The sequence below is a fragment of the Micromonospora pallida genome, assembly GCF_900090325.1.
In the GTDB taxonomy this organism is placed as follows: Bacteria; Actinomycetota; Actinomycetes; order Mycobacteriales; family Micromonosporaceae; genus Micromonospora; species Micromonospora pallida.
Genome location: NZ_FMHW01000002.1, coordinates 1,002,882 through 1,028,442 on the forward strand (window position 1 = coordinate 1,002,882; position 25,561 = coordinate 1,028,442).

Consider the following 25,561-nt stretch of genomic DNA (forward strand, 5'->3'; position numbering starts at 1 on the left):
GCTTGTGTTGGTCGATGAGACCATCGGGTGGTGGGCGGGTCTGGACGACCTGCTGGCGCGCATCGCGTACCGGTTTGTTCGTGCGGAGCCCCGCCGGAAGGCGCTCAGCTACCTGGTCGGGTTGTTGTCGCCGTTGGCGGCGAAGAACGGCTGGACTCTCGCTGAGGCAGCCGGTGACGCGACGCCGGACCGGATGCAGCGGCTGCTCAACCGTTCACTGTGGGATCCCGACGCGGTCCGCGAAGACCTGTTCGCCTACGTGGCCGAGCATCTCGGCCACGACGACGGAGTGCTGATCGTCGACGAGACCGGCTTCCTGAAGAAGGGCATCAAGTCGGCCGGGGTGCAACGTCAGTACTCCGGCACGGCCGGGCGGACGGAGAACTGCCAGCTCGGGGTGTTCCTCGCCTACGCCACCCCGGCAGGTCGCACCCTGGTCGACCGGGAGTTGTACCTGCCGCGCGGCTGGTGCGACGACCCCGCCCGCCGTGCCGAGGCCGCGATCGGCGCCGGGTCGGGTTCGCCACCAAGCCCGCCCTTGGCCTGCGGATGCTCGGCCGCGCCATCGCCGCTGGCCTGCCGGCCCGGTGGGTCACCGCCGACGAGGCCTACGGCCAGGACTCGAAGTTCCGCACCTGGCTGAGGAGCAGCGCGTCGGCTACGTCCTGGCCGTGCCCCGCGGCCAGCGCATCTTCACCGTGATGGGTAGCTCCCGGCTCGACGTCCTCGCCTCCGGTGCCCCCATCGAGGCGTGGAAGCGGCGCAGCTGCGGCGATGGAGCGAGAGGCCCCCGGCTCTACGACTGGGCCGCGGCCACCCTGCCGGACACCGGCACCGATGGCTACCGGCACTGGCTGCTGATCCGCCGCAGCATCAGCAACCCCGACGACCGCGCCTACTACCTGTGCTTCGGTCCCGCCGACACCGACGACAGACCCTAATCCGTGTCGCCGGGACCGCTGGGCGATCGAGGAGTGCTCCCAGAGCGCAAAGACCGAGGTCGGCCTGGACCACTACCAGGTCCGGCGGCACGACGCCTGGTACCGCCACATAACCGGACTTCTGCGCCCGATCAGGGGCGTGGGTCTGACGCATGCGCACGTCCGCTGCCGCACCCGCCGGAGTTGTCGGTGGGCCTGCCTATGCTGACTCGAGCCACACCTTGACAGCGAAGGATCAGCGCATGGCGTGGAACAAGCGCGTACGAAAGCATCGGCCTATCAGACCCGGCCGGGCTGCGACACAGACACCCGCCCTACCGCTGGGGTCGTGATCGGATGCCGAAGCGTAGCGTCCAGCAGCGGGCTGGATACCGGGGCGAGGCCTTCGTCGACAAGGCCGTCTCCGACGCCGGCCACGTGTGGAACGACACCCGGCGTGACTTCGCGATTGACGGCCAGATCGAGTTCGTGGACACCCATCGGGAAGTTACTGGAGTTGCCGTTCTAGCCCAGGTGAAGGCCACGGAAGCTGGGTTTCCGGGCGGGACGCCAACTCATTTCAGGTTCCCGTGCAAGGCCGACCACATCGACTACTGGTGTCGGCTGGGCAGACCAGTCGTGCTGATCTGCGTGGACCTTCGCAGCCAGCAGGCGTGGTGGAAGCGCGTGGACACCTGGTTCGCCGACCCCGAGCGCAGGGCGCGCCGCGTCGTCCAGTTCGACAAGTCGGCGGATCGGTTCGATCCAGACGCCTTCAGCGAGATGTCGGCCCTGGGCGTGCCGATGGGGGAGCAACTTCCGCGGCTAGAGGGCAGCGAGCGGTTGGTCTCGAACCTGCTCACTGTCGAAGGGTTCGCTCCCCTTATCTACGAGGCGTCGACGCCATGTCGTGACCGGGGCGACGCCTGGGAGCGGATGCGCTCGAACGGCAACAAGTTCGAGGGCGGCTTCCACCTGGCCGCCGGGCGAATCTTCTCACTGTGCCGACTGGACGAGGGCCCGCTGGCTATCCTGTGCGACGGCCCGGTGACCTCCATCCCGACCGAGACCTGGGCGAGCACCGAGGATCCCGACCTGCAGCGCCGCTTCGTGTCCCTGTTGAACTTCACCTTGCGAGCGGCGCACCACCCTGAGCTGGTCTGGCATCTCAAGAAGAAGGTCGTCTACATGCAGGCCCCACCCGACCGCTCCAACCGAAGAATTAAGGGCCGCTATCGGGGCAGCCGTGGGCGCAGCTTCTTCACCCCCTATTTCGGGAAGGACGACGAAACGAAGATCAGCTTCTGTCGTCACTACGCCGCCGGCTTGTACTTCCGCCGCTGGGGCGAGCAGTGGTACTTGGAGATTAACCCCACCTACCACTTCACCATCGACGGCTGGCGCGATTCTCTGTACGACTCTGAATACGTCAAGAAGATCAAGCGCATGGAGCGCAACAACGCCGTCTACCAGCTCGTGCGCGCCTGGGCCGACTATCTGCAAGGCGAGGACACCCTGTTCAGCCGCCGAGACGAGCGCATCCGGTTCGGCCAGCTCCTCGAGCTGGACTGCGACGCCACGATCGACGAGACGGTCTGGATTCCGCAGGAGCCGGTCCCGAAGCCGAGCGTGAGCGGGCTGACAAAGGGGCTGTGGGAGTTGCCACGATGAGGGCGCACGTGCTTCACGAGCCGGAGCTGGAGTTTCGCACCGGAAACCGGCACATCGACCCGCGCTACGGCATCAGCGTCTTTGGCCCGGCCGACGCCGACTCCCCGGCCGCGCCGCACCAGATCCCGGTCGCCCTGGTCGGCCCCGCCCAGGCCATCGATGGCATCCGGAGCTGGTTGCAGCGCTGCCAGAATCAAATCGACGCCAAAGACACGAAGCCCGGGCAGGAGAACCTCCACCAGCCTTTTCCCGGTTTCAGCAGCGACGCGCAGTTCGGCGCCGAGCTCATCTTCGATGACTCCCTCGTCCGCGAGATCCCCGAGCGCCAGCTGCGCCGCCTGGCCCGCGCCGACGTCATCTCCGCAACCGCCGATGCGGTCGAGATCTACGCTGATGCCGCCCGATCGCTCGCCGAGACCGGGCGCTGCCGGGTAGTGATCTGCGCCCGTCCGGATGAGCTTAACGACAGGGAAAACCACCCGCCGTCGGTCGAAGGCGCAGCCGAACACCAGGATGAGCAGGACGAGCGTGAGGCCGGAGGCGACTTTCATGATCTGCTCAAAGCCACCGCACTCACCCTGCCGGCGCCCCTGCAGCTGATGCGCAGAGAGACCTGGACCGGGGTCCGGGCCAGGACCGGCGGGCAGGCCGCCCGGCCCTTGCAGGACGAAGCCACCAGGGCCTGGAACTTACACACGGCCCTGTACTACAAGGCCGGCGGGACACCCTGGCGCATGCAGCGCCACAGCTCAGACCTCGCCACCTGCTACGTCGGCGTCAGCTTCTACCGCACCCAAAGCGGCCAGGAGCTCCACACCGCCGTCGCCCAGGTATTCAACGAGCGCGGCGACGGCGTCGTCGTACGCGGCGGCACCGCGCAGATCTCCAAGAGCGACCGGCAGCCCCACCTGGCGCTCTCCGACGCCCGCCGGCTGCTGCTCGACGCGCTGGCCGAGTACCGCAGCACCCACGGCCACCAGCCCGCGCGCATCGCCGTGCACAAGACCTCGAACTTCACCCCCGGCGAGATTGATGGCTTCCATGAAGCCGCCGACCAGCGCGACATCGACCACGTCGACATGCTGTGGATCCAGCGACGCGGTGCCCCACACCTATACCGCGCCGGGCAACTTCCACCCCTGCGGGGTACCACCGTTCAAATGGATGCGCGCACGCTGCTGCTCTACACCCGCGGATCGGTGCCCTACTTCCGTACCTACCCCGGCATGTACGTCCCGCAGCCGCTGTTGATCCGGTCAGCATCGCCAGGCACCGACCTGCTAGCCGCCGGCGCCGACATACTCGCCCTATCCAAGATGAACTGGAACAACGCCCAACTCGACGAACGCGACCCGCTCACCCTACGCACCGCCTACAGGGTCGGCTCCATCCTCAAGCATGTTCCGACCAACGCTCGAATTGCCACGCGTTACGCCTACTACATGTAGAGCTACAGGGTGCGGGACACCGAATTGCCTGACGGCGTCATCCTCAGAGTCCTGCGCCATGTGCCGCAGGCATTGCCGATGAGTTTCGTCGACCTGTTCCGGCGGCAAGGCGCCGAGGTAACGCCGATCGATATCGGGGGAAGCGGGTCGCGGCTGGGCTCGTCGGCAGTCCGGCCGTCCGAGCAATGCCCGTCACGGTAGCTCGACTGTGACAGCCCGCTGGTGGACGCCCCGCCGCGATTGTCAGCCTGCGGCAGGGGCCCCGATGCTGTAGCGCTCGCCCGCGGACCTACGGAACGATGGATGCTGCGAGATCGCACGTCGAATCGCCGTAGCGGTGGCTCGCTGGCTCGAGTGTTGCCCTAGTACGGCAGCCGCCGATCGGGATCATGACTGGAGTTCGAGGTTGAGGCGTCGGGTGTAGTGGGATCGTCGGGCTCGGGCTTGATGCCCGCGTCGCCACCGTGACCAGTGCAAACGGTGGGCGAGGTCGCTGATCGGGCGGATGATGAAGGTGTTGATCAGCCGGCGGACTTCGTTGACGGTGAGCTTGATCAGCCCGGTGTCTCCCGAGTTGTCGATGTCGCGTGCGGCGGCGGCGTCGGAGGCGCAGATCGCCAGGACGGCGAGGGCTGCCAGGACGAGTGTGGTGAAGCGGTGCCAGGAGTCCCAGCGGCGGACCTGGTGCTGGTCCAGACCGACCTGACTCTTGGCGGCCTGGAAGCTCTCTTCGACGGTCCAGCGGATTCCTGCCACCCGCACGAGCTGCGCGAGGGTGGCCGGGTGTCGGGTCCAGCACCGGTAGAAGGCCAACTCTCCGGTGGAGGTGTTGCGGCGGATCAGGAGGCTGTGCCGGCCGCCGTCGTCGGGGTCGGCGTCCGTGGTGACCTGATCGAGCCAGGCCCAGTCGTAGTAGCGGGGCCCTTTCGATCCGGTCCCTGCGCTGCGGCGCTGCCACGCTGAGGCGGGTAGTTCGGCGGCGATCCGGTCGGCGCGAACCTTGACCTTGCCGCCGTCGAGGGGCACCAGGTGGCTGCGGGACACGGCCAGGACGTAGCCCAGCCGGTGTCCGCGCAGGTGGGCACGGAAGACGCTGCTGTTGCCGTAGGCCTCGTCCGCGGCGGCCCACGCCACCGGCACGCTGGCGTCGACCGCCGCGGTGATCATGTCGGCGGCCAACTCGGACTTCGTGGCGAACCCGACCTCGTCCGGGACACCGGCGCCCTGGCAGCGGCCCCGGTCCTCGGTCCACGACACCGGCAGGTAGACCCTGCGGTCGATCAGCGTGTGCCCGTCCCGGCCCGCATAGCCGAGGAACACCCCGACCTGCGCGTTCTCGATCCTGCCGGCGGTGCCGGTGTACTGGCGTTGCACCCCGACCGAGTGAACGCCCTTCTTCAGATCACCGGTCTCGTCAACGACCAGGACCGCGTCCGGGGCGCCGAACCGGCCCACGATCACCTGGCGCAGGTCGTCACGGACGGCGTCGGCGTCCCACACCGCCCGATACAACAGCCGCTGCATCGCATCCGGCCGGGCATGTCCGGCCTGCTCCGCCAACTGCCAACACGTCTTGACCTCGATATCCGACAGCAGCCCCGCCACGAACGCCGCCGCCGTCCGACGCGGCTCGACCCGCCCGAACCGGCCCGCGAACGAGGCGCACACCCCGGCCAGAACCCGCTCCCACCCACCAGGGTTTACGCTGTGGCACGCGGCCACCGCCAGATCTGAAGTTATGTCCACAACGTACAGACGATCACGCGGTGGCCGCCTCGCGTCCACCCCTCGCGACCAGCGACATCTCAAACGGCGGCTGCCGTACTAGGACGCTCTAGAGAGCGTGCGTCAGCATCTCCGACCTGCACGAACCGTGCGAGGGAGAAGCGGCGGTACCGACACATCGGGAGACGCTCGCTAGCGGTCGGGACCAGGGCCGGGAGGACCTGGACCGCAGTGCCACGCATGTTGATCGCAGAGACCCGCTCGGCTGGGGTTGACTCCGGGTCTGTCTGGATCGCGGCGGCACCGGAGGGTGCCGCAATGGTCGTTGTGATGGCCAACCTGCACATCCGGGCCTGTATTAGAGGTATTGGAGGCGCGTGTCGCCCTGTTGCGCTCGGGTCGGTGGTCTGCTGCGGCGGGGATAATCGGGCGACGGCAGGGTGGGCGGATCACCAGAATCGTGGGTCATGACCATCGCTGTCCCCGTCGCCGATTTCCTGGTGGTGCCCCCACGCCTTGACCGGACCGCCGAACTGCATGCCGAGGCGGCCTGGCGACGAGGCTTGGCGGTGGAGCACCTGTCCAGTCCGGTCGTGCCGGCCCGGCTGCGGCATGCCGTGGGTGGGCACCTCTACGGCGGGCCCAGCTTCGCTGGTGCGGTCGCTGAGGATCTCGACCTGGCGCTGCTCGAACCGGCTGACGACTGGCTGGCGCGGTTGCCGTACGAGTACACCCATCGCGACATCATCCTGACCACTCTCGGCGAGGCGCGCTGGTCCCGTACGCCGATGTTCGTCAAGCAGCCCCGGGACAAGACTTTGCCGGCTGGTGTCTATGCCGACGGCTCCCGCCTGCCCGGTAACGAGCGCTACCCCGCCGACACTCCGGTGCTGGTCAGCGAGATCGTGACGTTCCTGGTGGAGTACCGGCTGTTCGTCCTCGACGGCGTGGTGCACGCCGCCAGCCGCTACGCCGTCAACGGCCGGCTCGACCCGGCTCCCCTCGACGCCTGCGCGCACCGGACCGCTGTGCTCGACTTCGCCGCCAGCCTGCTCGGCGCCTGCGCGGACAGCTTGCCCAGCGCGGTCGTCGTCGACGTCGGCCTCGCCAGCGACGCCGACCGGGGCGACGAACACTGGGCCGTGGTGGAGGCGAACATGGCCTGGTTCAGCACCAGCTACGCCGCCAACCCCGACCAGGTCCTTGACGTGGTGCTCCGCGCCGCCGGACCACGCCACCGCCTGACACCCCACGACCAAGCGTTCACCCGACCTCCCACCACCGCCGGATAGCCGCCCCTCCCATCGCGGCCAATGTCGGCACCCAGAGAAACGGGCAACCTCTCGGACTCGCGCTCATCGGCCGGTGGGGACGTCTGGGCCGGTTAGGGCGAGTGCTACGACCGGCCTCGGGTGAAGGTCACCAGCTCGCGCGTCAGGTCGACCGTTTCGACGTTCCATCCGGCGTTCAGCCACGCGTGTGCTTGGACGCGTGTCCGGTGGGAGGTGTTGCCCCACCATGTCCTGTCGTACCGGGCGCTCGGCGGCAAGCGTGCGCCGAGAACTTCCTCCAGCCGCTGGAACGACATCCGGATCTCGCCTCGTTCGTGCCGCTTCAGGAAGTCGGTCAGGGGGTCGTACTTCGCCATAGCGAAGCTCTCCCGGCTCGTCGACGTGGTTCGCGCCTGTTGCGTAGGGGTTCACGACGACGTCGGCCTGACTGTAGCCCCTGGCAGCCGAGAGCGCGCGGGCTCACATCGGCTGCTTGTGGCCGGCGTGTTGATGGAGGGTTCCGGCAGCAGTCGGGCCGCGGTTGACCGCCGGGGCCCTTCCCGGTGCGAGCAAGTTGGTCATGTCGTTGACGGGGCGCTGGCGGGGGAGCGGTGCGGGTGGCGGTTGGAAACGCCATGACGGCGGCCCCCGTTTACCCCCCGAAAACCCTGGCCCGACAGTGACTAGCAGTGACAAGAGGTGGTTGCTGTCCGAGCATGTCTGTGCAGGTAAATGCTTACTTGTGGCGATTGATGACAAGCTTTGGATGGCTACGGTTGGTAACAAGGGGTCGTCGGGTCAAATCCGGCCGTCCCGACAGGTTCAAGGCCCTTGCCAGCGGAAACCCGGCCATTGATGGTCGACTGGACCGTGCCCCCTGATCCCTGCCGACGGATCCTGAGGGAGATCGAAAGGAAGTGCACCCAGCGACCGCTTGACAAACAGAGGCGCTATCAGTTGTCCGCCGGTGCCACCCGGCCCGGCTACAACACTCCCGAACATCCCTACGGCAGGGGAGCAAGTCATACCGAGCCAGGCGACCGGTGAAGGCGGTGGCGAGCCAGGTGTCGAGTGGTGCGATGAGGGCGTCTTCGCGTAGGTAGACGTTGCGGGGGTGGTCGACGTTGTTGGCGAGGGCGTATTCCTGGGGGAACCGGCAGCGGTAGTAGGCGTCGCCGTGGTTGTGTTGGCCCTGCATGCGGCGTTGGCAGGCGGCGCATTAGACGAGTCCGCGGAACATGTACGGGTTGCGGGCGCGTCGGAGCCGTTGGTTGCCGGATTCTCGTCGCGCGCGTTGGCCGAGGAGGGTCTGTGCCTGTTCGAAGGTGGTGTCGTCGATGAGGGGTGGGTGGACGATCTCTTTGGAGGTGATCCACTTGTCGCGTTTGTTCCAGCGCATGACGCCGGTGTGGCCGAGGGCGACGTCGTCGACGTCGAGGAGTACCTCGTCGGTGCGTTGTTTGTTCCAGACTTGCCGTCCGGTGTAGCGGGGGTTGGTGAGGATTACGCGGATGGCGCTCTTGGACCAGGCGATGCCGCTGCGGTGTGGGTTGCGGGCGCGGTCGTGTGCTGAGGGGCACGGGACGTGGTTGGCGGTCAGTCCTTCGGCGATGGCGAAGAGTCCGTAGCCAGTGCCGTAGCGGATTGGTGGGCTGCCATTGGTGGATGTCCTCCGAGAGTTGGCCGTGTGCCGGTCGTTCTGCTGGGCAAAGAGAAGTGGCCAGTGCGTTGGGCACTGGCCACTCGTTGAGCAGGGCACGTTGGACCGCCGGTTGTTGAGAGGTCCCTTGCTGTTGGGGCATCTGACTACGGAATCAGAAGGTTAGTACGGCAGCCGCCGTTCGGGATCATGGCTGGAATCCGGGGTTGAGGCGTCGCGTGTAGTGGGATCGTCGGGCTCGGGCTTGATGGCGGCGCCGGAATTGTGACCAGCGCAAACGGTGGGCGAGGTCGCTGATCGGGCGGATGATGAAGGCGTTGATCAGACGGCGGACTTCGTTGACCGTGAGCTTGATCAGCCCGGTGCGCCCCGGGTCGTCGTCGGCTTTGCCTGCGGTGTCGGCGGCGCAGATCGCCAGGACGGCGAGGGCGGCCAGAGCGAGGATGGTGAAGCGGTGCCAGGAGTCCCAGCGGCGGACCTGGTGCTGGTCCAGACCGACCTGACTCTTGGCGGCCTGGAAGGCTTCCTCGACGGTCCAGCGGATCCCTGCCACCCGCACGAGCTGCGCGAGGGTGGCCGGCTGTGGTGTCCAACACCGGTAGAAGGCCAACTCTCCGGTGGAAGTGTTGCGCCTGATCAGGAGGCTGTGCCGGCCACCGTCGTCGGGGTCGGCGTCCGTGGTGACCTGATCGAGCCAGGCCCAGTCGTAGTAGCGGGGCCCTTTCGACCCGGCCCCAGCGCTGCGGCGCTGCCACGCCGAGGCGGGTAGTTCGGCGGCGATCCGGTCGGCACGAGCCTTGACCTTGCCACCGTCGAGCGGCACCAGATGGCTGCGGGACACGGCCAAGACGTAGCCCAGCCGTTGTCCGCGCAGCCGGTTGCGGAAGACGCTGCTGTTGCCGTACGCCTCGTCCGCTGCGGCCCACGCCACCGGCACGCCGGCGTCAACGGCTGCGGTGATCATCTCGGCGGCCAACTCGGACTTCGTGGCGAACCCGATCTCGTCCGGGACACCGGCGGCCTGGCAGCGGCCCCGGTCCTCGGTCCACGACACCGGCAGGTAGACCCTGCGGTCGATCAGGGTGTGCCCGTCCCGGCCGGCGTAGCCGAGGAACACCCCGACCTGCGCGTTTTCGATCCTGCCGGCGGTGCCGGTGTACTGGCGTTGCACTCCGACGGTGTGCACGCCTTTCTTCAGATCACCGGTCTCGTCGACGACCAGGACCGCCTCCGGGGCGCCGAACCGGCCGACGATCACCTGGCGCAGGTCGTCACGGACGGCCTCGGCGTCCCACACCGCCCGGAACAGCAGCCGCTGCATCGCATCCGGGCGGGCGTGTCCGGCCTGCTCCGCCAACTGCCAACACGTCTTGACCTCGATATCCGACAGCAGCCCGGTCACGAACGCCGCCGCCGTCCGACGCGGCTCGACCCGCCCGAACCGGCCCGCGAACGAGGCGAGCACCCCGGCCAGAACCCGCTCCCACCCACCAGGGTTTACGCTGTGGCACGCGGCCACCGCCGAATCTGAAGTTATGTCCACAACATACAGACGATCACGCGGTGGCCGCCTCGCGTCCACCCCGCTCTACCAGCGGAATCTCAAACGGCGGCTGCCGTATTAGGGGTTCGAGTCCCTTCGGGCGCGCAAGCAACAAAGGGGCCTGACTCGCGGAAGCGCGGGTCAGGCCCCTTCATTCTGCGGTGCTCGGTGGGTGCTCGTGCGACGAGGATCCTGTCCGTTTGGCGGGTCCGGCTGGGTCCGCCGGCCCGGGCTGGTGTTCGTCCAGATCAACTGCTGGTCGTCGACCGTTGCGTCTGGCTGCCGCTGGAGACGGCGTCGGCGTCACTCTGTGAGATCCGACGAGGATGGCCGGGACTCGCTGGGCAGCGGCCCGGGTCGCGGGCCCCGGCTATTCTGGGCGCAGTCGTGAGGGGGTGCCGGGGCATGGATGACGCAGGCCGCACCGCAGACGCCGAAGACGCCCCGCCCGGTCCCCGCGGCGATCGGCCGCTCGGCCGGCCCGCCCGCCCGGTCACCGCCATGCTTACGGCGGCCCTCCTCCTTCTGGCATCGACGGCCACCTGGTACATCGAACGGCGGTCCGATTCGCTGGAGCAGCAGCGGCGCCAGGACGAGCGGGCCCTGTTCGAACGGGCGTGCAACGACCCGGTTTCCGCCGCAGCCATGGTGATCAACATGCCGACCTTCGCCAGCCGTTGTCCGGTGGGGCTGCGACACCTGCTCTCGATACCGGCTGACGAGGTTCGCCCGGGCCCGGCGTTGGTCGACGCCTACCTGGACCGGCTGTTCGTCCTTCTCGGCGCCCAGGTTCCCGGCGGGGATGTCGGGCCGTACCTCAGCGCGCTGCACCGGGACGACGACCACGCCGCCGCTCTCCGCGCGGCGAATCGGGCGGTCCGGTCCTGCCAGGCGGTGCTGCCGACCGCCACGCCCACGCCCACGCCGGAAGCTTCCGGGCCACCGGTGGGCTTCTGGGACGACCCGCAGCGCATCGAGGTGCGCCCGCAACGTTCGACGGTGCGGGTGAGCGCCACGTCGGGCGGCGGCACGGTGATCGACGTCCGGGTGGTCGAGACGACCCCGTCCTGCCTGACCCGGACACCAGGGGAGGCCCCGGTGCCGCGATACATCGGCACTACCGCCCTGAGCCTGTCCTTCAGCCCCGGCACCGGCCCGAGCGGGCAACGGGCGTGGCTACTCGACCGCATCAACGCTTGCCCGGTGTACCCGGACCCGCTGGCCTCGGCCCCGATCGTGAACGCAGATTCGATGTTTCGGCGCAGATCGATCAGAGTGGGTGTGGCTGACTCCCTCTTTGCCTACGCCGGGAGCGCCTGCCCATCGCCGACCAGCCCGCGGTGAGCCGCCTTCGGCCGCGGACAGCGATCCCGGATACGCCTCAGAAAGTGTTGAGAAGGCGGTCTCGTGGTCGTAGCCTGCGCAACTCCTCCAGCTCCGAGGTGGTCGGCCGGTTGTCACGCTGGCCCCGGTCGGCCTCGTTCTAGCGGATCCAGTTGCGCAACGCCTCGTGATGCACGCCGAGCTGCCGTGCCAACTGCCGGATCACCGGCTTCGGATCCGGGTCCCGGTACAGGCGCACTGCACGTTTCACGCAGCTCATTGGGGTACTTCTTCGGTGCTGCCACGGATGACTTCCCTCAGCGCCAGCAGAGCATGATCGAAAGCCTCCGAGCTACCGGGGGAACCTCGGACCGACTTGCAGTCCCCTACACCTTCACGCCTCTGTTGAGTCAGACCGCGGCCGGCGCCAGACCGGGTCACACACCCCTCTTGGAGCCAACCCACAGGCAGCAGTCACTTCACGAGCGAACCCAGAGCCCTGGTTACAAGTCGGTCACTTCATGGTTCTGCCGGTGGACGGATGACCGCATCCGCTCATCGAAAGATCCGGACGCCCGCCCGGGCCCGTCCTGCCACGGGGTCAACTTGCACGTGGAACCGACAAGACTCAGGCTCGCTGCGCTGCCTGGGCCGATGACCGCAGTGGAGTGAGCCAGTCGCGGCGCCGTCGGGTCGAGGGCCACATGCGTAACGCGCCGATGTCGTCCACGTCGGCGGTGCCAATCAGCGTTTCGACGCGCTCGCCGATCACCGACTGGTGACGAATCCGTGGTAGCCGTAGCCGGGGAGACCCCTACCGTGGGTCGAGGTCGCTCGACACCGGCAGGCTCAGCCGTTCGGGCAGACGTCGAATCAGCCACCAGCCGTACACGACGAACAGCAGAGCGATCACCGCCTGCCACCACAGCGGGGCTGCGCCCGGGCTGCGGAGCTGCACGAAATTGTCTGACGCGTGCAGCACGACCAGTGGCCAGATCGTGCCGAGATGCCAGCGCATCGCCGCTAGCCCGAATCCGTACGCGGTGGTGCTGATCACCTGTGCGACCGTGTCGTCCCAAGGACGTCCGAACCACAGGGCGCTCAAGGCGTGGCCGAGTCCGAACAGCACACCCACCCAGACAGCAGCGCGCGTCGGACCGAGGCGGGCGAGCACATGCTGGTTGACCCCACGGCTGAGAGACTCCTCGGCGACACCGACGGCCAGCATGGTCACGGCAGTACTGATCAACACGGTGACCGAACCGGTGAGGCCCGGGGCCGTGTACGACAAGATGACGGCCACGATCGGCAGGCACCACCACCACGAGCGATCAGGGCTCCGCCAGCCCAGAGCGGCACGGCGCCACCAACCCATCCAGGCGGCCAGCACGAGGACCCCGGCTGCGGTGCCGGCGTTGACCAGCGCGGGACCCAGATCCGGGAACCAGGAGGCGGACAAGCCCCCGACGAGATCTGCCAGGGCGAACAACACGACGTGCCATGCCAGCGTCAATCCGGCAGCGACCCCGATCGGCGTCCGACGTGCCCAATGCTCGATTCGTCCACGCACCCGCAGACCATATGGCAGGCACGTCTCTGTGGGGCATCGCGACGATGGCTGTTCTAACCAGGCGGCCTCTTGAGCACCAGAATCACGACGCCACATTGCGCCACGATCACAAGTACTGAGGCCTTCTCATCGTGACGGCGCTGGTCACGGGTGGCACGGTGGTGCGGGGATCGACGTAGGGCGAGGTGCCCGGTAAGACAGCAGCCGACCAAGATCACCGGCACCAGTCCCTCCCGGAACCGGCACACCTATAGAAGCGTCCGATGCCCCAACCGGGAGCCTCGCTGTGTTGTCTCACCCGTCTGCGCTCGCGCTGGCCCATCTCCGTAACGGTGACACCGTCACCCGTCTGGCCTGCGGCTTCGCAGTCAGCGTCACGACCGCTTGGCGGTACGCCCGAGAAGCCACCGGCCTACTCGCGGCTGCACGCCGAGGATCTGAACGCGGCCACACGGCGCATCGGCCGGCTCGCGTACGCGAGGTCGTCGCGGACTGCGCCGGACGCTCGTCTGGGCCGCGCTTGAGCAGCTCACGCGATGTGCGCGGGTTCTAGCGCCGTACAGGCATGCTGGGAGTGCTCATGCCTCAGGCGAAATAGGAGTCACATGGTTCACCAAACGGTTAGCACCGACTGGGACGCTGAACTCGTGCCCCACGGTGGCGGAGTCGAAGCCGGACGTGTGGATCGGCGATTTCAAGCAGGCGGGGCGGCAGGTCACCGTGCAGATGCCGTTGGTCGAAGGAGGGTCACGGCAGCCGGATCGCTGACGCAGCTCGACGGACCTTGCCGTGGACCCGTGGCGGAGGTGGTCCGATGACGTCGCGCTTCGATGACGTCGCGCTTCGCGTCCCCGTCGATCCTGCGCTCGCCCGTGCGGAGGGTCGCGATCTGATACGTCACGAAGGTGGACGTTTCGGCGAGGCCGCGGCCGGAAGTCGGATCGTGTTCCAGGCTGCCGTACTTGTGGTCGGTGCGGGGGTGCTGGCCGCCCTGTACGTGCTAATGGTGCAGCTCATGTTCGGGGCGCCCGGCGCCGATGCCACGACGGTGGTGATCGCAGGTCTCATGGTGGTGCCGCTCGCCGTGATGCAGATCCGGGGTGTCGTCCGGGGGCGTCGGGCCGCGGAGGTCGGCTGGTACCGGCTGAGGCGCTTCACCGAGGCGAATGGGATGTCCTACACAGCCATCGAGAAGGATCCGGTCCGACCGGCGGCCTTGTTCCGCGTCGGATCGTCGCGTGTCGCGGGCGATCTGGTGACGGCGACTGCGCATCGTCCGTTCGAGGTCGCGAACTACGCCTACGACACATGGACGGCACGGACGCGCATGCCGCACACGGCCTGCTACGTCATGTTCACGGTGCGGACAGCGTTGCCGCCGATGACGCTGGTGACCGCCGCGCGAGATATCCCGTCGTGCGCGTGGACGGTGCCGCCGTCGCAGCGGCCGTTGGTGATAGGCGGCTCGTTCGACGCGCATTTCCAGGTTCACTGCGCACCGCAGGATGACGACGCCGTCCGGAGGCTGCTCACCCCCGAGGTGCAGGAGACGCTCGTCGAGCTCGCGGGGAACTGCGACGTCGAGATCGTCGACGGCCGGGTCTTCTTCATCGCCCGTCGGGCGCTGCCGAACACAACTCCCGCATTTTGGGAGTGGATCGAGGACCTCGCCGCGCTGGTGGGCGAGCAACTGGACCGACAGGGCGGTTCTGCCGTGCCGGGCATGCGAGTCGCGGATGAGGCGCGTCGATCGCGCAGAGCAGGGCTGTTCGAGAGGACGAGGGTGCGTGGAAGCGCGGTCGTCGGCTGCCTGATCCCGTTGCTGTTCGGAGTCGTCGCGCCGGCTGTCATCAGCGCGATCATGCGGTAGACGCACGCTCGACTACGAAGGGGAGGGGCTCGGCGTCGGGGTGCTGCCGCCCGTTCGTCGACGATGGTGAGCTGGTCGACTCGACATCGGCGCCCCGGCGTCAGGGCGAGCAGGGGGCCGACGGTGTCGATGACCCGATGCGCGGCGGAGTGCGACACCCCGAACAGCGGGCCGATCTGGCGCATGGGTCAGGTTCGTGCGCCAGTACGCGGCCACCAGCAGCACCCGGTCGGCGAGGTCGAGAGACCACTGCCGGCCCGGCTTAGGGGGTTGTCATTGCGTCGTCGATGCCGGTCTGGCGCGGGCCCAGGAAGCTCGGATCGCGTCCGGTGATGATGTCGGCGACGGCCTTGATGTTTGCGGCCCGCTCCCGGATGGCGCCGCGCAGCCAGGCGAGTTGCTGGTGGCGGACGGTGTTGTCGCCGACCCCGGTCGTGTCGATGCCCGCCTCGCGGCACAGGGCGACCGCCCGTTCGATGTGGAACGACTGGGTGACCACGATCATGTGCTCGACGCCGAAGACCTGTCGCGCTCGTATGCACGAGTCGTAGGTGTCGTATCCGGCGTGGTCCTGGACAATCTTGTGGTTCGGCACGCCTCGCTCCACCAGCCAGCGGCGCATGGCGCCCGGCTCGTCGTAGCCTGCCCTGGAGCCTTGGTCCCCGGAGACGAGGATCGCCCGCGCGGTGCCGTTCTCGTAGAGCTGCCGGGCGAGTTCGAGGCGGGCGGCGAGGAAGCTGGACGGGGTGCCGTCCGGGTCGACTCGCGCGCCGAGGACGAGTACGACCGGCGCGTCAGGTACGTCGTCGATTCTGTAGATGTGGCCGTCGGCGCGGGCGCCCACCCACGCTCCGCTGCCAAGGACCGCGGCCGGAGTGGCCACGGCGATCGCGAGCATGGGCCCCAGGAGGATTCGTCGCCACTGCTTTCGCTTTTGCCTGGGCTTTGTCGGATGCCTGGCGGTCTTGTTCCTGATCACGCCGCTACTCCTGGTCGGCGGGTGCCACCGCCGGCCGCTGATCTTGAGGCTGCGGCGTGCGGTCGGAAGTTGACTAGGTACGCGGATCCCATCGTGCCCTTCAGGTTCTGGCGGAAGTGGGGTGAGGTGACGCGCGGTGGAGCCCGCGCATCGTCGCGGAGGTCTACCTGGCTTCGGGTTCGAGGAGTCGGTGGGTCTCATGCCAGAGTTCGGCTTGCAGGCTCGGGTCGTTTCCGGGTGGTGTGGGGTTGATCTGGCGGGCTCCGCGGACGGTGTAGTAGCCGCCGGTGTGTCCGGTGAAGCGGGAGTCGGTGGCAAGGGTGACGATGAGGCCGGCGCCGCGCGCAGGGTCACCGATCCCGAGCCGGGTGAGAACTTCTTCGAGGGCGCCGGCGAAGCGGAGCTCGCGGCCGAGGCCGGTGGTGTTGAAGCCGGGGTTGAGGCAGTTCGCGGTGATGGTGGTGCCGGCGAGACGACGTTGACGATCCTGGCGGCAGGGGCCCGGTGAAGTGCGGGCAGCAATGTGTGGGTCAGCAGCCAGGGCGCGAGGTAGTTGACGGCGACCATCTCGGGGTGGCCGTCGGGGGTGGTGCGCGGCTGGAAGGCGTGGAGGCCGGCGTTGTTGACGAGGACGTCGATGTGGTCGTAGCGGCCGGCGATCTCGTTGCCGATGCGCCGGACGTCGTCGAGCCGGGTGAAGTCGCCGAGGAATGCGTCCACGCGGTCCGTGCCGATCTCCTGGCAGGTCTGTTCCGCCTTTTCCCGGCTGCGGGCGGTGATGATGATGCGGGCGCCCTGTTGGGCGAGTGTGATGGCGGCCAGGCGGCCGAGTCCGCTGGTGGCGCCGGTGATGACGATCGTGGGTTCCATGACAGTCCTGTTCCCGGTTGTCGGCGCTGGCTTATGCGGTGACGAAAGTTGTGGTCGGCTGTGACGGTGTCAGCGTCCCGTTGATGGGGCGCTTCGCCGGACCGCCAGGGCCACGAGTGCGCCAGCAGCGGCGATGACGGCCCCGGCGAGCATGGTCGTGTGCATGCCGGCGAGGAAGGACACGTTCGTGTAGTCGGTCAGGGTGGCGGCGAGGTGGGGTGTGGCTCCGTCGGGGATCGGCGCCACGCCACCAGCGACGGCGGTGCTGCCGAATCGTTTGATCGGCCCGGTCAGCGCGGCGGGTAGGCCCGAGTGGTCGAGAAGATCGCTGAAGTGTGCGCTGGTGGCGACGGCCATGAACCCGCCGAGCACGGCGACTCCGAGAGTGGCCCCGAGGCGGCTGGCGGTTTGCTGCGCACCCGCTGCAGGACCGGCGAGGTTGACGGGTGCGGTGCCGACGGTCGCGTTGACGGTGGCGGTGACCAGCAGGCCGAGCCCGATGCCGATCAGGGTGAGGCCGACGGCGAGTTGTGGGTAACCGCCGTCCGGGCGGGCGAACGAACTGCTGGTCAGGCCGGCTGCCACGAGTAGACAGCCGATGACGAGGGTCCACCGGTCACCGATGCGGGTGATGATGCGGCCGGAGAGGATCGCCCCGGCCAGCATGGCCAGGCCAAGCGGGAGCAGCCGTACACCGACCATGGTTGCTGACAGGTGCTGGATCTGTAGCCAGAACAGGGAAACGACGAACAGCCCGCCGTTGAGCGCGAAGAACGCGAGAACGCTCAACACCGCGCCGGCCGCAAACGAACGGTTCCGGAACAGCGAGAGCGGTACGAGCGGATCCGAGGCGCGCGTCTCGATCAGGAGGAACGCGACGAGGGCCACTGCGGCGACCACGAACAGCGCGACTGTGGAGGTGGCCGTCCATCCGGATCTCGGTGCGTCGATAAGGGCGTAGACCAGCGCGGTCAGCGTGACGACCAGCGAAACGGTGCCGGCGAGGTCGAACCGTTCCGCCGTACGGAGGCGGACCTCTCGGAGTGCGGCAGCGCCGAAGACCAGGCAGAGAACCGCGATCGGAACGTTGATGAACATTGTCCAGCGCCAGCCGAGCGCCTGGACGATCACTCCTCCCAGGACCGGACCAGCAGCGATGGACAGGCCCTGTACGGAGTTGAAGATTCCGATCGCTGAGGGCAGTCGTTCTTCGGTCACGCTGACGCGGAGCAACGACAGCGCATTGGTGGTGAGGAACCCACCGAACACACCCTGCGCGACGCGAAGTGCGACGATCAGGACGACCGGCGTTGACAACCCGATGAGCAACGATGTCAAGCCAAAGCCGCCGATACCGAGCAGGAAGACCCGACGTCGCCCGAACCGGTCACCGAGCTTGCCGGCCAACACCAAGGAACCGGTCAGGCCGAGCAGGTAGGCGCTGGTGATCCACTGCAGGTCGCCCAGTCCCACACCGAGGTCCGTCGCGATGGCGCCGTTCGCGACCGCCAGGATCGTCGTGGCCAGTCCCGGCATCAACGCTCCGAGCGTCACGGCCAGCAACGGCAGACCACTGGCTCTGGTTGTCCGGGCGATGTCCGTGGTCACCAGCATCTCCCTCGAAGTAGTTTGCTGATGCCCATCACCGTAGCCTGATATAGTGGGGATATGCAAACCATCTCGTCGTCCGGGGACGAGCGCCGACACCGGATCGAACTGGCCCTCGGTGAGCGGATCAACGCCCTCATCAGCGCGACCCGGGCGCTGAGCGAACGCAGCGCCGCGCACTTCCACCCGCAGCTGCAACCAGCCGCGTTTCACATCGCGCGCTGGCTCTACGCCTTCGGCCCAGCACGACCCAGCGAGGTCGCCGAGGCCGTCGGCATGGACCGCAGTTCCACCAGCACCCTGATCGGCAAGATGCGATCACTCGGCCTGCTGGACAGCTCACCGGCCCCGGACGACCGGCGCAGCATCATCATCCAGCTCAGTCCCCAAGGCCAGGAACGGGTCGCGGCGACGATCGAGGAGCGCGGCAAGGAGTTCTACGCCCGCACACAGGACTGGTCGACCGAGGATCTCGCCCAGCTCGTCGAACTCCTCGGACGCCTCACCTCCGAGCGATCACCCGAGACGAGGAGTCAGGCCCTGAGCCCGTAGCAGACCACACCGGAAGATCTCCACGGCCAGCGAGGATCCGCGAGAGTGGCGTTGGCGGGCTGTCGAGGCGGTCGGCGTTGGGCCGACAGCCGGCAAAGTTGTGACATCAGCGAGTCCTTGGTCGCGTCCGGCGACGACCTTTCCAGGTCGCAGAGACGAACCGCCCAGGTCGCAGACAGGAAACGGTGTAGCTCATGTTGAATAACGGACGAACTCGCTGATGATCGAAGTTAGAACACTCACGAAGTGGTACGGGTCGGTAACGGCCGTCGACGGAGCTACCTTCACTGCCGCAGCCGGCCGGGTCACCGGTTTCCTCGGGCTCAACGGCTCAGGCAAGACGACATGCCTGCGGATGCTGCTCGGCCTGATCCGCCCGACATCGGGCACCGAACTGATCAACGGCAGGCGATACCGCGACCTTCCCGAACCGCTCCGGCAGGTCGGAGCGGTCCTCGAACAAGGCATCAGCCATCCGGGCCAGACCGGCCGAGCACATCTCATCAGCCATGCGATCCTCACCGACGCGAGCTACGCCAGGGTCGAGGAGCTGATCGCGTACGTCGGCTGACCTGTACGGCTATGCGACCACCGCGCTACGAATCCGCAGTCGGGATCCAGGGCGTCTCGGGCAGGCGTACGAGCGGGCCGGCGGCCACGTCAGCACCGACGGGCACACCCTGGAGGTGACCGGACTCTCCGCCGAGGACGCTGGCGAGATCGCTCTCGACGTGCAGGTATCCCTCTACGAGCTGACCGTCGACACCCCCAACCTCGAGCAGGTCTTTCTCAGCCTGGCGACGACCCGGTGATCGCCCTCGTTCGCGCTTTCGGCCTCGCCACCATGCAGACAGCTCAGCACTACCAGCACCAGACCGCCGTACTGCTCCACCTGGGCCGCCCCAACCGGGTGCTGGCACTCGTCGCTCAGCTCATCGCAGGCGTGATCGTGACCGTGGCTTTCGCCGCCCTGAGCGACCGTGCTCGGGAAGGGCCACGTCGAGCACTATCGGGACGCGCTGGTCGTCGTGCCGCTGATGGCCATCTTCGCCACTGCCACCGCAACGATCCTCCGCCGCCCGACGTGGCTGTTCCTCTCGTCCGGCGCCTGGTTCATCATCATCGAAGGACTGATCAGTACGTTGGAGAAGCCGTGGCCGTTCACCGCTTTCCTCCAAGCCAGCGCCGGCGACCGCCTCCACCTGCTGATCTTCGCCGGCTGGGCGACCCTGGCAGTCGTCGGTGCCATCGCCGCGATCCATCGCGACCTCGCCGGCGAGTGACTCCGCAGCGAATGGCCGCTGTCGCCTCCTCGTGGCGATCCTCCTTCCAACTGCGAGGGAGTTCGTCTGGGCTGGTGCCGAGGGCGGCGAGCGGGGATCCTGACTGGGCGTGGCGACTACGAACTGCAGTCGGATCGAGTGGACAACCGATCGTGACAACGGCAGGCGGAGCGCTTCTACGAGAAGATCGGTGCTGCGCAGAACGGCGACAAGATCCTCAACGTCTGGAGGGCCAACTGCCCGTCGGCGAGGGCTTCTCGGATGATCTGGGGGCGTAGCGCGAGGATCTTGGCGTCAGCGCGATGGCTCGGACTTCCCGTGCCATGTCGGGGTCGTCCGATCCGCCTGCGTCGTCGGGGATGTCGAGGATGGCTGCCATCACTGGTGTGACCACTGGACCGTGGTGGCCGGAGACTGCCCGCACCAGGTGGGCGCGTTGCGGCCAGGTGTCCAGGGAGGGATACGCGTCGACCACAATGCCGACTCCGGTCGTCACCGGTCCACCGTCGGCGGCGAGCAGTGGTGTCTGGTGGGTTGTCCTGATGCGGGGTTCGAGGCGCACGGTCGTGTCGGACCTGACAGGTAAGGTCAGCCGCCCGTCCAGAGGAGCTGTTATGAGAACATCCCGCGTGGTCCTCGCCGTCACCATGGCCTTCGTCCTTGCCGGCTGTGGTGGCGGACACGAGGGTAATTGGTCCAACGAGCAGCTACAGAAGGATGGGTCCACCGCGGTCAAGCGCGACCTCGGTAAGGATGTGACCCTTCAGTGCGAGGGTGGCCTCACCAACCGGCAGGGCTCGTCGACCCGCTGCAAGGGCTCGGACGGTATGGCCTACATCATCGATGTGAAGAGCGAGGGCGAACTTCGCGCCAGCGGCGGCACCCAGCCGTTCTAACCCGGGCTGCGGCTTCCGCGACGGGCTCTGGCCGTCGCGCCGCCCCACCGGGCGGCGCGGGCATAGCTCGGTCTCAAACAAACCGAGCAAAGGTTGTGGACCGCCTCAACTGGTCGTGTTCGTAGCGGCGAATGGGATCGCCGGTTCGCTGGTCGATGTGGGACAGCCGGTTCGCCCGGCAGCGGGTCCACACGGCGTGCACCGTCGAGGCGGCCATGCCGAGCCGGCCGACCAGACGCGCGAGACGAGGACGTGCACGGGGAGGGTCAACGCGGCGTTAGGGTGGATGACGAAGGCCTCCTGGTTGGCGGAGCGGTTCCTAGACAGCTCCACTCCACAACCGGAGGCCTTCGTCATCCAGCAGATTCAGACCGTGTCGTCATACCACCTCAACCAACCTCCCTGGGCAGTACAACTAGCTCCGTGGTGTCGGCTGCGACCCGACGCGTCACCGTCATGCCGGCCGCGCCTCCGTGTGAGCCGACCACCTCGCCGCCCCCACCGCGGAGTGGTAGCTGCACAGCTGCGGACCCGGCGCGCGGAAGGACCTACCTGCGGTGCTGGTCACCCGAGCCCGGATCAGATGAAGATCGTGCGGGCCGGGTCGAGGAAGTCGGTCGCGATGATCTGGGCGGCGCCGTAGGGCATGGTGTCGAAGCCCTTGTAGTTGTGCCAGGCCTTGATCTGGCCGTCGGTTTGGATCAGCGCGATTTCGGCGCGGCCGTCGTCGTTGAGATCCATGAAGCGTACCCTCGCGGGGTCGGTGAATCCGGTCGCGAGGGTGACGGTGTAGCCGTATGGCGAGGTGGCGAAGCCGAGGTCGTTGTGCCATGCCTTGATCTGGCCGTCGGTCTGGATCAGGGCGATCTCGGACCGGCCGTCGTCGTCCAGGTCGGTGAACACGGTCCGGGCCGGGTCGGTGAATCCGGTCGCGATGACGACGGAGTTCCCGTATGGCAAGGTGGCGAAGCCGAGGTCGTTGTGCCAGGCCCTGATCTGGCCGTCCGCCTGGATCTGGATCAGCTCGGACTTTCCGTCGTTGTCGAGGTCGGCGAAGCGTACCCGGGCCGGGTCGGTGAATCCGGTCGCGATGACGACGGAGTTCCCGTATGGCGAGGTGGCGAAGCCGAGGTCGTTGTGCCAGGCCCTGATCTGGCCGTCCGCCTGGATCTGGATCAGCTCGGACTTTCCGTCGTCGTCGAGGTCGGCGAAGCGCACCCTGGCCGGGTCGGTGAAGGAGGTCCCGATGACCGCGGCGGCGCCGTACGGCATGGTGTCGAAGCCCTTGTAGTTGTGCCAGGCCTTGATCTGGCCGTCGGTCTGGATCAGGGCGATCTCGGCGCGGCCGTTGCCGTCGAGCGAGGATTTCCGGCTGCCGCCCTGAACCGGTAGGCCGTTGACCCAGCGGAGGTTGATCGAGTACATGTGCCTGCTGCCGTCCGCGACCGCGGCGTGCATCACGACCTTGTCGCCGCCGCCCAGCCCATCCTGGGCCGTCACGACGTCCGCGCCGCCTGGACCACAGAGTCCCGTGTTGGCCTGGGTCATGAAGGCCTGCGGCGCCGGTGTCCAGGGGCCGGTGACCGCCGGCGCCGTGGCGTACGACGTGTAGTAGCCGCAGCTGGCGAAGGACCCACCGGAGTAGAACAGCACCATCTTGTCGTCACGCTGGACCAGGTCCGGCGCCTCGATGATCTGACCTGCCGCAACGGTCAGCATCGCGGTCGTCGAACCGACCAGGGTGGTGCCGTTGTTGGTGACCTGGCTGACCCAGAGCGTGGACGGCCGGTTGATGGCGTTGCCGTCGTTCTTCCAGGTGAGGTAGCGCGTTCCGTTCCGTGCGACGAAGGTGTTCGCATCGATCGCGCCGCCCTGGCTGAGGGGGCAGATGAGCGGCCCCGATCCGTAGGGCACGAACCCCCCGAGCGGCGAGGTCGCGATCGCGACGCCGATGCACTGACGACCAGAGGCGGCGTCCTGGGCCGTGTAGGTGAGGGTCAGACTGCCGTCAGGGTTGGGCTGCACGTCGGGAGCCCAGGTCCTGCCGGCGACGGCCCAGCTGCCGGGCCCGCCCGGCATCGCGTCACCGAGGACCTGCCACGGCCCGTCGATGGTAGGCGCGCTGGCCACCGGGAGGTGCCTGAAGTCGTTGGTGGCATAGGCGTACCAGGTCTGGCCGATGCGGACCACGTCCGGGTCTGCGAACCCTTGGGCGATGAGCTTTCTGGGGCCTTCGGCTACGGCGGTGACGGCGCTCGGGCCTGCCACGACCGGCGCGGCCGGAACGACCAGAGCGAGGGTGGCAAGCACTGCGAGCGAGGCCGCGTTGGCTTGGCTGCGGCGGATGGGCGGGATACGCATGGCGGGCTCCCTTCGGGGTCGGCCGTCGTTGTCCGCGGCGCGACCAAATACCGGCCTAGGCCAGTATCGTGGAGGCCACCCGAGTTGATGTCAATGGCTTGCTGCGCACAGAGGCCCGTACCAGCGCCTGTCGTTCACGGGTGGGGTGTCCCCATGGTCCTGTCAGATGAGGAACAGGGATGCGGGGCAGGGTGAATGTCGGCAGCACGGCGACGTGCCTGACCTCGGTCCGAGCGGCTGGGGTGCTCGCTGTCCGCCTCGCGGCCGGCTGGCGAGGAGACACGCGGTTGCGGTATCTGCGGCCGATCCAGACTGTGCAACATCGCGTGCTGGATCCGTCCTCGCTCCGGCTACCCGCCGCTGACACCGACCTCCGTGATGGCGATCCATCAGACGACGCCGCTGCCGAGCAGCGTGTCGACGGTGCTGACCGTGTATGCGAGAAGCATCCGCCGCAGGTCTGGTGAGGTGGCGGGCGCCGCAACTTGTTTCACGCAGTTCCCTTCCGTGTGGGTCGGCGAAGGTCCATGTGCTGATGGCGAAGGCGAGCGCCAGGAGGACATGTTGCTGTATCGCGGGCGTATCGAAAAACGCATATGCCACCGCAACGGTCGTGCGTCTTAGGTGCAGGAGTGGAGCCGAACGCATCACTGTCAGCGCACGATTCGTCGACCGGGAAAGGAGCGTGATCATGGATTCGGACACCGCACGTGGTATCGACCGGCGGCGGCTGGTCACATGGGGCGGGGTGGCCGCCGCCGGTATGGTGGCGGCGGGCGGGCCGCTGGTAGGCGCCAGGATCGGCCACGCCGACTCAGCCCCCACCGGCTCGTCCGGGCGCGACCGGATCCCGCCGGAGACCCGGCCCGGCGGAGCCTACGACCGGTATGTGGCGCGGCTGGCCGCCGAGGGCAAGTTCTCCGGCGTGGTGCTGCTGTCGTACCGGGGCCGGACGGTGCTGTCGCGCAGCTACGGCATGGCCGACCAGGAGAAGAGGATCCGCAACCACGAGGGCGTCGCGTTCAACCTTTCCTCGGGGAGCCAGCCCTTCCTGTCGGTGGCCGTCCTGCAGTTGGTGCAGCAGGGCAGGGTGACGCTGTCGGACAAGGTGGGCACCCACCTGACGGGCTTCGCCAGAGAGATCGCCGAGCAGGTGACCATCCACCACCTGCTCACCAGCACCTCCGGGCTGGACGCCCCGATGCCGGACTGGCAACGCGTCTTCCACAGCCGGGAGGAGGTGCACGAGTACAACGAGCAGTGGGCCCGGCAGGCGACGCTGGTGGGGGTTCCCGGCACGAGGTCCAATGGCCACCGTCCCGGCGGCGGCGTCGGCCTGGCCATGGCCGCGCAGATCGTGGAGGCCGTGTCCGGCGTGACGTTCTGGGACTACGTGCACGAGCATGTCTTCGAGCGCTCCGGCATGAGCGGCTCGGCGTTCTACACCAGGGAGCAGTGGCTCACCGACGAGCACATCGCGCATCCGTACATGCGGCAAGCCGACGGCAGCCTCGTGGACGCCGTCCGCAACCTGGACAAGGGCAGCCTGGATCCGAACATACGAGGCAGGAATCCGGGCCGCAGCTTCATCGGTTACGCCTCGGGTGACGGTTTCGCCACCGCGCCGGACCTGGTCCGGTTCGCGGAAGCGCTGCGCGACGGCACGGTGCTCGACCGGCCCTACGCCGACCTGTTCGCCGGCCCCAAGCTCCCCGGCCCGGAGCCCACATCGTACGAGGCGTACACGATGCCGGTCAGCATCGTCAACGGTCAGTGGGTGATCGGGCGCGGCGGCGGGGGCGGTGGCATCGGCGCCAACTGGAGCATCTACCCGGACACCGGTTGGGTCGGCGTCGTCCTCAGCAACCACGACGGCGTGCCGATGCTGGACATCTGCCTGCGGGAGGCTGAGGCCGTCACCGGCGGGCCAGTCGGCCCACCCGGCGGCGGGGGTGGTGGCTGAGTGGCGCCGGGCACTGTGTGTATCGCGGACGTATGGAAAATCGCATAC

At 67.8% G+C, this 25,561-nt stretch carries 21 protein-coding genes and 4 pseudogenes; 14 read left to right on the forward strand and 11 right to left on the reverse strand.

Going from position 1 to position 25,561, the window contains the following annotated elements:
- Positions 1-4 precede the first annotated feature (4 nt).
- The 4 genes and pseudogenes from GA0074692_RS35235 (at position 5) to GA0074692_RS04550 (ending at position 4,039) form a co-directional block, all read left to right on the forward strand.
- Positions 5-702, forward strand: a pseudogene (locus GA0074692_RS35235) (IS701 family transposase).
- Positions 702-941 carry a hypothetical protein gene (locus GA0074692_RS35240; RefSeq protein ID WP_218106548.1) on the forward strand — a complete coding sequence of 80 codons (240 nt, stop codon included), beginning with the start codon at positions 702-704 and terminating at the stop codon, positions 939-941. The pseudogene GA0074692_RS35235 and the gene GA0074692_RS35240 overlap by 1 nt, the downstream one beginning before the upstream one ends.
- A gap of 336 nt (positions 942-1,277) precedes the next feature.
- Entirely contained in the window at positions 1,278-2,591 is a 1,314-nt protein-coding gene (locus tag GA0074692_RS04545; protein WP_091639649.1) for a DUF4365 domain-containing protein, read from the forward strand.
- Positions 2,588-4,039: an argonaute/piwi family protein gene (locus GA0074692_RS04550; RefSeq protein ID WP_141725153.1), complete on the forward strand. Its 1,452-nt coding sequence runs from the start codon at positions 2,588-2,590 to the stop codon at positions 4,037-4,039. The genes GA0074692_RS04545 and GA0074692_RS04550 overlap by 4 nt, the downstream gene beginning before the upstream one ends.
- Before the next feature lie 387 nt (positions 4,040-4,426).
- On the opposite strand, the gene GA0074692_RS04555 is transcribed toward GA0074692_RS04550, so the two are convergent.
- Positions 4,427-5,716, reverse strand: a complete 1,290-nt coding sequence (locus GA0074692_RS04555; protein ID WP_141725474.1) for an IS701 family transposase — start codon at positions 5,714-5,716, stop codon at positions 4,427-4,429.
- A 515-nt stretch (positions 5,717-6,231) separates the two neighbouring features.
- Here GA0074692_RS04555 and GA0074692_RS04560 point away from each other — a divergent pair.
- The gene (locus tag GA0074692_RS04560) at positions 6,232-7,056 is read left to right on the forward strand and encodes an ATP-grasp domain-containing protein (protein WP_091639655.1); all 825 of its coding nucleotides are present in this window, start codon (positions 6,232-6,234) and stop codon (positions 7,054-7,056) included.
- Positions 7,057-7,160: 104 nt separating this feature from the next.
- Here GA0074692_RS04560 and GA0074692_RS04565 read toward each other — a convergent pair whose 3' ends face one another.
- The 3 genes from GA0074692_RS04565 to GA0074692_RS04575 all read right to left on the reverse strand — a co-directional run bounded on the left by GA0074692_RS04565 (position 7,161) and on the right by GA0074692_RS04575 (position 10,169).
- Positions 7,161-7,412 (reverse strand): DUF7662 domain-containing protein, encoded by a 252-nt coding sequence (locus tag GA0074692_RS04565; protein WP_091639657.1) that lies wholly within the window; start codon positions 7,410-7,412, stop codon positions 7,161-7,163.
- A gap of 842 nt (positions 7,413-8,254) precedes the next feature.
- Positions 8,255-8,794, reverse strand: a complete 540-nt coding sequence (locus GA0074692_RS36860; protein ID WP_091639659.1) for a recombinase family protein — start codon at positions 8,792-8,794, stop codon at positions 8,255-8,257.
- 88 nt (positions 8,795-8,882) lie between these two features.
- Complete coding sequence (locus GA0074692_RS04575) at positions 8,883-10,169, reverse strand: IS701 family transposase (protein ID WP_141725475.1); 1,287 nt, start codon at positions 10,167-10,169, stop codon at positions 8,883-8,885.
- 474 nt (positions 10,170-10,643) lie between these two features.
- Here GA0074692_RS04575 and GA0074692_RS04580 point away from each other — a divergent pair, with 474 nt between their 5' ends.
- Complete coding sequence (locus GA0074692_RS04580; RefSeq protein WP_091639664.1) at positions 10,644-11,582, forward strand: hypothetical protein; 939 nt, start codon at positions 10,644-10,646, stop codon at positions 11,580-11,582.
- Between the two features lie 139 nt (positions 11,583-11,721).
- Here GA0074692_RS04580 and GA0074692_RS33810 read toward each other — a convergent pair whose 3' ends face one another.
- On the reverse strand, positions 11,722-11,832 hold the full coding sequence (locus GA0074692_RS33810; RefSeq protein WP_176738290.1) for a transposase: 111 nt from the start codon (positions 11,830-11,832) through the stop codon (positions 11,722-11,724).
- Between the two features lie 543 nt (positions 11,833-12,375).
- A complete protein-coding gene (locus tag GA0074692_RS04585; protein WP_176738291.1) occupies positions 12,376-13,131 on the reverse strand; it encodes a CPBP family intramembrane glutamic endopeptidase in 756 nt (251 codons plus the stop codon).
- A gap of 307 nt (positions 13,132-13,438) precedes the next feature.
- On the opposite strand from GA0074692_RS04585, the pseudogene GA0074692_RS04590 reads away from it, so the two are divergent.
- Together GA0074692_RS04590 and GA0074692_RS33815 are read left to right on the forward strand one after the other, a co-directional pair.
- Positions 13,439-13,607, forward strand: a pseudogene (locus GA0074692_RS04590) (transposase family protein); the annotation flags it as partial.
- Between the two features lie 338 nt (positions 13,608-13,945).
- Complete coding sequence (locus GA0074692_RS33815; RefSeq protein WP_141725155.1) at positions 13,946-15,001, forward strand: hypothetical protein; 1,056 nt, start codon at positions 13,946-13,948, stop codon at positions 14,999-15,001.
- A 91-nt stretch (positions 15,002-15,092) separates the two neighbouring features.
- Here GA0074692_RS33815 and GA0074692_RS04595 read toward each other — a convergent pair.
- The 3 genes and pseudogenes from GA0074692_RS04595 to GA0074692_RS04610 all read right to left on the reverse strand — a co-directional run.
- A pseudogene (locus tag GA0074692_RS04595) lies at positions 15,093-15,259 on the reverse strand (helix-turn-helix domain-containing protein); the annotation flags it as partial.
- A 4-nt stretch (positions 15,260-15,263) separates the two neighbouring features.
- A complete protein-coding gene (locus GA0074692_RS36665) occupies positions 15,264-16,850 on the reverse strand; it encodes an SDR family NAD(P)-dependent oxidoreductase (RefSeq protein ID WP_218106549.1) in 1,587 nt (528 codons plus the stop codon).
- Between the two features lie 69 nt (positions 16,851-16,919).
- Positions 16,920-18,524 (reverse strand): MFS transporter, encoded by a 1,605-nt coding sequence (locus tag GA0074692_RS04610; protein ID WP_141725156.1) that lies wholly within the window; start codon positions 18,522-18,524, stop codon positions 16,920-16,922.
- Here GA0074692_RS04610 and GA0074692_RS04615 point away from each other — a divergent pair.
- The 5 genes from GA0074692_RS04615 to GA0074692_RS04630 all read left to right on the forward strand — a co-directional run bounded on the left by GA0074692_RS04615 (position 18,519) and on the right by GA0074692_RS04630 (position 21,189).
- On the forward strand, positions 18,519-19,010 hold the full coding sequence (locus GA0074692_RS04615; RefSeq protein ID WP_091639673.1) for a MarR family winged helix-turn-helix transcriptional regulator: 492 nt from the start codon (positions 18,519-18,521) through the stop codon (positions 19,008-19,010). The two genes, GA0074692_RS04610 and GA0074692_RS04615, sit on opposite strands and share 6 nt — an antisense overlap.
- 220 nt (positions 19,011-19,230) lie before the next feature.
- On the forward strand, positions 19,231-19,581 hold the full coding sequence (locus GA0074692_RS35695) for an ATP-binding cassette domain-containing protein (RefSeq protein ID WP_091639676.1): 351 nt from the start codon (positions 19,231-19,233) through the stop codon (positions 19,579-19,581).
- Between the two features lie 115 nt (positions 19,582-19,696).
- On the forward strand, positions 19,697-19,822 hold the full coding sequence (locus tag GA0074692_RS36400; protein WP_281198766.1) for a hypothetical protein: 126 nt from the start codon (positions 19,697-19,699) through the stop codon (positions 19,820-19,822).
- A 168-nt stretch (positions 19,823-19,990) separates the two neighbouring features.
- The gene (locus GA0074692_RS04625) at positions 19,991-20,293 is read left to right on the forward strand and encodes a hypothetical protein (RefSeq protein WP_091639678.1); all 303 of its coding nucleotides are present in this window, start codon (positions 19,991-19,993) and stop codon (positions 20,291-20,293) included.
- Between the two features lie 614 nt (positions 20,294-20,907).
- On the forward strand, positions 20,908-21,189 hold the full coding sequence (locus GA0074692_RS04630) for a hypothetical protein (RefSeq protein WP_141725157.1): 282 nt from the start codon (positions 20,908-20,910) through the stop codon (positions 21,187-21,189).
- A 115-nt stretch (positions 21,190-21,304) separates the two neighbouring features.
- Here the strand turns inward: GA0074692_RS04630 and GA0074692_RS35700 are convergent.
- Positions 21,305-21,448, reverse strand: a pseudogene (locus GA0074692_RS35700) (IS481 family transposase); the annotation flags it as partial.
- Between the two features lie 320 nt (positions 21,449-21,768).
- Positions 21,769-23,550 (reverse strand): family 43 glycosylhydrolase, encoded by a 1,782-nt coding sequence (locus tag GA0074692_RS04640; protein ID WP_091639682.1) that lies wholly within the window; start codon positions 23,548-23,550, stop codon positions 21,769-21,771.
- A 691-nt stretch (positions 23,551-24,241) separates the two neighbouring features.
- Between GA0074692_RS04640 and GA0074692_RS04645 the strand changes: the two genes are divergently transcribed.
- Positions 24,242-25,513: a serine hydrolase domain-containing protein gene (locus GA0074692_RS04645; protein WP_091639684.1), complete on the forward strand. Its 1,272-nt coding sequence runs from the start codon at positions 24,242-24,244 to the stop codon at positions 25,511-25,513.
- Positions 25,514-25,561 lie beyond the last annotated feature (48 nt).

Bases quoted from the DNA above. Each gene is read 5' to 3' on its own strand.
- GA0074692_RS04565 (WP_091639657.1), bottom strand. From the start codon at position 7,412: ATGGCGAAGTACGACCCCCTGACCGACTTCCTGAAGCGGCACGAACGA.
- GA0074692_RS04640 (WP_091639682.1), bottom strand. From the start codon at position 23,550: ATGCGTATCCCGCCCATCCGCCGCAGCCAAGCCAACGCGGCCTCGCTC.
- GA0074692_RS04545 (WP_091639649.1), top strand. From the start codon at position 1,278: ATGCCGAAGCGTAGCGTCCAGCAGCGGGCTGGATACCGGGGCGAGGCC.
- GA0074692_RS35240 (WP_218106548.1), top strand. From the start codon at position 702: ATGGGTAGCTCCCGGCTCGACGTCCTCGCCTCCGGTGCCCCCATCGAG.
- GA0074692_RS04645 (WP_091639684.1), top strand. From the start codon at position 24,242: ATGGATTCGGACACCGCACGTGGTATCGACCGGCGGCGGCTGGTCACA.
- GA0074692_RS04630 (WP_141725157.1), top strand. From the start codon at position 20,908: ATGAGAACATCCCGCGTGGTCCTCGCCGTCACCATGGCCTTCGTCCTT.
- GA0074692_RS04550 (WP_141725153.1), top strand. From the start codon at position 2,588: ATGAGGGCGCACGTGCTTCACGAGCCGGAGCTGGAGTTTCGCACCGGA.
- GA0074692_RS35695 (WP_091639676.1), top strand. From the start codon at position 19,231: ATGATCGAAGTTAGAACACTCACGAAGTGGTACGGGTCGGTAACGGCC.
- GA0074692_RS33815 (WP_141725155.1), top strand. From the start codon at position 13,946: ATGACGTCGCGCTTCGATGACGTCGCGCTTCGCGTCCCCGTCGATCCT.
- GA0074692_RS04560 (WP_091639655.1), top strand. From the start codon at position 6,232: ATGACCATCGCTGTCCCCGTCGCCGATTTCCTGGTGGTGCCCCCACGC.
- GA0074692_RS04615 (WP_091639673.1), top strand. From the start codon at position 18,519: ATGCAAACCATCTCGTCGTCCGGGGACGAGCGCCGACACCGGATCGAA.
- GA0074692_RS36665 (WP_218106549.1), bottom strand. From the start codon at position 16,850: ATGGAACCCACGATCGTCATCACCGGCGCCACCAGCGGACTCGGCCGC.
- GA0074692_RS04580 (WP_091639664.1), top strand. From the start codon at position 10,644: ATGGATGACGCAGGCCGCACCGCAGACGCCGAAGACGCCCCGCCCGGT.